Raw genomic sequence first — 3301 nt, forward strand, 5'->3', positions numbered from 1 at the left:
CGCCCCCCCGCCCGCCCCCCCCCCCCCCCGCGGCGCCCGGGGGCGCCCCGCCGCGCCCCCCCCCCCCCCCCCGCCGCGGCGCTGGCGGCACGCCGTCCCCACCGTCCTGCAGATGGAGTCGGTGGAGTGCGGCGCCGCCAGCCTCGCCATGATCCTCGGCTACCACGGCCGCTGGGTCCCGCTGGAGGACCTGCGCGGCGTCTGCGGGGTCTCCCGCGACGGCGCCCGCGCCTCCACCCTGCTGAACGCCGCCCGCACCTACGGGCTCACCGCCCGCGGCTACCAGACCGAGGCCGAGAAGCTCCGCGATCTCGACGGCCCGGTCATCATCTTCTGGGCCTTCCAGCACTTCATGGTCGTCGAGGGCATCCGCACCCGGTACGGCCGCACCGTCGTCGCCGTCAACGACCCGGCCAGCGGCCCCCGGCTGATGGAGTGGGACGAGTTCGACTCCGGCTTCACCGGCATCGTGCTCTCCTTCGAGAAGGGCCCCGACTTCGAGCCCGGCGGCGACAAGGGCGGCATCGGCCCCGCCCTGCTCGAACGCCGGCTCCCGACCGGGCGCGCCATGCCGCTGGTGCTGCTCGCCAGCCTGCTGCTGGTGCTGCCCGGCATCGCGATCCCCGCCTACACCCGGGTGTTCATCGACCGGGTCCTGACCGGCAGCGGGAGCGGCTACCTCCTGCCGCTGCTGGCCGCCATGACCGGCACCGCCGTCGTCGTCTTCGTGCTGACCTCCGTCCAGCGGCACTACCTGCTGCGGATCGAGATCCGGATGGGGCTGGTCAGCTCGGCCCGGTTCTTCCGCCACCTGCTGCGGCTGCCGGTCGACTTCTTCCTCCAGCGCCGCCCCGCCGAGGTCGCCAAGCGGGTGTCCGGCAACGACGTGGTCGCCGAGATCCTCTCCCGCGACCTCGCGCTCACCGTGATCAACCTCGGCCTGGTGCTGTTCTACGCGGCCGTGCTGATCCGCTACGACATCCTGCTCGGCCTCGTCGGCGTCGGCATGGCGCTGCTCAACGTGGTCGTGCTGCAGGCCGTCGCCCGGGCCCGCACCGACGCCGTGGCCGCGCTGCGCACCGACCGCGGCAACCTCACCGCGACCACCTTCACCACCCTCTCGCTGATCGAGACCGTCAAGGCCACCGGCGCCGAGCAGGACGCCTTCAGCCGCTGGGCCGGCTTCCTCGCCAAGGTCGTCACCGCCAAGCAGAAGCTCGGCATCCCCAGCGCCGTGCTCACCGTGGTGCCGCCGATGCTCGCCGCGCTCAACAGCGGGCTGATCCTGCTGGTCGGCGGCCAGCGGGTGGTGGACGGCGCGATGAGCGTCGGCATCCTGGTCTCCTTCCAGACCCTGCTGGCCGCGCTCAGCCGCCCCGTCACCCAGCTCACCAACCTGGGCGGCCGGCTCCAGGACGTCACCGCCGACATCAAGCGGCTGTACGACGTCGAGCGCTACCCGGTGGCCGCCGCCTTCGCCCGGCCCGAACCGCCCGCCGGGCCCAAGCTCGACGGCACCCTGGAGTTCGAGGACGTCCGCTTCGGCTACAGCCCGCTCTCCGAGCCGATCATCAAGGACCTCAGCCTGACCGTCGTCCCCGGCCGCCGGGTCGCCGTGGTCGGCGGCTCCGGCAGCGGCAAGTCCACCCTGGGCCGGCTGCTCACCGGCCTGTACGCCCCGTGGTCCGGCCGGATCCTGCTGGACGGGCGGCCGCGCGAGGAGATCTCCCGCACCGTGCTGGCCTCCTCGCTGGCCTACGTCGACCAGGACATCTCGCTGTTCGAGGGCACCGTCCGGGACAACCTGACGCTCTGGAACGAGGACGTCCCCGACGAGGCGGTCACCGCCGCGCTGCGCGACGCCGCCGTCTTCGACACCGTGATGACCCGCCCCGGCGGCATCCACAGCCCGGTCCTGGAGGGCGGCCGCAACTTCAGCGGCGGCCAGCGCCAACGGCTGGAACTGGCCCGGGCGCTGGCCGGCGAGCCCACCCTGCTGGTGCTCGACGAGGCGACCAGCGCGCTCGACCCGGAGACCGAGCGGGTGATCATGGACAACCTGCGCCGCCGCGGCTGCGCCTGCCTGATCATCGCCCACCGGCTCTCCACCGTCCGCGACGCCGACGAGATCATCGTGCTGCACGAGGGCTCCATCGTCGAACGCGGCACCCACGACGAGCTGTTGGCGCTCGGCGGGCACTACACGGCGCTGATCGAGTCCGCGCGCCGCGAGGAGGAGGACGAACTGTGAGTCTGTCCACCGAGGCGTTCTCGCCCGTCCTCACCGGGGCGGCCGAGTCGCGCTCCGACCGCTACCTCGTGCTGGACGACCCCGGGCAGCTGCTGCTGGTCCGCTCCGGGGCCGTCGACCTGTTCGCCGTCCACCTCGACTCCGGTGCGCCCCGGGGGCGTTGGCACTTCCTCTGCCGGATCGAGGCGGGCACCCTGGTGCCCGGCGCGGCCGCCGACGGGGCCCGCCGGGGCATCGTCGCCCGCCCGGTGCTCGGCGCCGACGCGGCCTTCCTCGCCGCCTCCCGGGTCGAGGCGCTGTCCGCCGACCGGAGCCGGGACCAGGACGGACCGCGGCTCGCCGCCGACCAGTTCCTGGCCGGCCTCGCCCGCGGCCTCACCGCGCTGGCCGGCGCGCTGCGCGACACCCTGCCGCCGCGCGAGTTCACCCCGCTCGACCCGGCCGGGCCGACCGCCCTCAAGAAGGGCCAGGCCCTGCGCTCGGTGGACGGCCTCCAGTGGGTGCGGGTCGAGCAGGGCGGCGTCGAGGCGCCCGAGGGCGCGAGCGGCGAACTCACCGAGGGCGCCGAGGTCCTGCTGACCGAACGGGACTGGCTGGTCGCCGCCGGCCCGGCCACCGTACGGGCCCGCTCCCCGCGCGAACTGCTCGACCGGGGCGGCCTCTGGGAGCGTCTGGCCGACCACTGCGGGCGACTGCTGGACACCGTCGACCGCCGGATCGAGGGCCGCCGCGGCACCGAGACGGAACAGATCGCCACCCGCCAGGAGCGCGACGCCGGCACCCTCGCCGACTCCGCGCGCGGCTTCGAGACCATCCTGCGCGACACCTCCTCCCGGCTGCGGATCGGCGACGCCACCGGCGACGAGCCCACCCTGGCCGCGGCCCGGCTGGTCGCCGCCCACGAGGGCTTCGGCGTCACCGCCCCGGGGGGGGGGGGCCGCCCCCCCCCCCCCCCCCCCCCCCACCCCCCCCCCCCCCGGCGCGCGCCCCCGGGCCCCCCCCCCCCCCCCGCGGGCCGCGCCCGGGGGGGGGGCGCACCCAGGGCCGCGT

Annotated in this window: 2 pseudogenes (1 of these 2 running past the window's edge); both read left to right on the forward strand. The window is 75.6% G+C overall.

Annotation, left to right across the window (positions count from 1 at the left end):
• Positions 1-2251 (forward strand): annotated as a pseudogene (locus ACFWXO_RS43785) (NHLP family bacteriocin export ABC transporter peptidase/permease/ATPase subunit); it begins 173 nt to the left of the window's first position.
• A pseudogene (locus ACFWXO_RS43790) lies at positions 2248-3301 on the forward strand (hypothetical protein); the annotation flags it as partial. The pseudogenes ACFWXO_RS43785 and ACFWXO_RS43790, both read left to right, overlap by 4 nt.

This window comes from Kitasatospora sp. NPDC059088 (assembly GCF_042738155.1).
Classification (GTDB): domain Bacteria; phylum Actinomycetota; class Actinomycetes; order Streptomycetales; family Streptomycetaceae; genus Kitasatospora.